This is a genomic window from Gluconobacter sp. P1D12_c (assembly GCF_018812105.1).
Taxonomy (GTDB): domain Bacteria; phylum Pseudomonadota; class Alphaproteobacteria; order Acetobacterales; family Acetobacteraceae; genus Gluconobacter; species Gluconobacter oxydans_A.
In genome coordinates this window covers 1-376 of the sequence record NZ_JACSIQ010000779.1, presented here as the reverse complement: position 1 = coordinate 376, position 376 = coordinate 1, and the positions used below count along the sequence as shown (strand labels likewise).

1 protein-coding gene is annotated in these 376 nt (G+C 49.2%); it reads left to right on the top strand.

Annotated elements, in window-relative coordinates:
- Positions 1 to 55 precede the first annotated feature (55 nt).
- Positions 56 to 376 (top strand): hypothetical protein (locus KP705_RS19165; RefSeq protein WP_215765456.1); only part of this gene is annotated, 321 nt, incomplete at its 3' end.

Below are 376 nucleotides of genomic sequence, written 5' to 3'. Positions count from 1 at the left end.
TAACACAACTGATGGCGATGGTTCAACACAAGACCGCCAAGACTGGTGGTCTCGGATGGAATCCGTAGGTCGTTCATATACGAAATTAGAGGCCCAAAGGGTCATCAAAGCTCAGTCATATGATGGGGGGTATTATCCTCGTTCATGGCTTGGGCATGTGTTCCATCTGGGGTGGTCTGTTGATGATATCTGCTGGCTGATATCTGCTGACTGCAAGCACCTTGGGCTTATAGCTCGGGATTATTCTGCTGATGAGAATCTGCGTTTTGCGTGTCGTTCGGAACAGGAAGACAGGCGACGCTTCAGGCTTCCTGCTGGTGGTTTAGAATACGTTCCAGAGGTTAAGGAAGCGAAGGAATCACGCGGAGAGATTTTT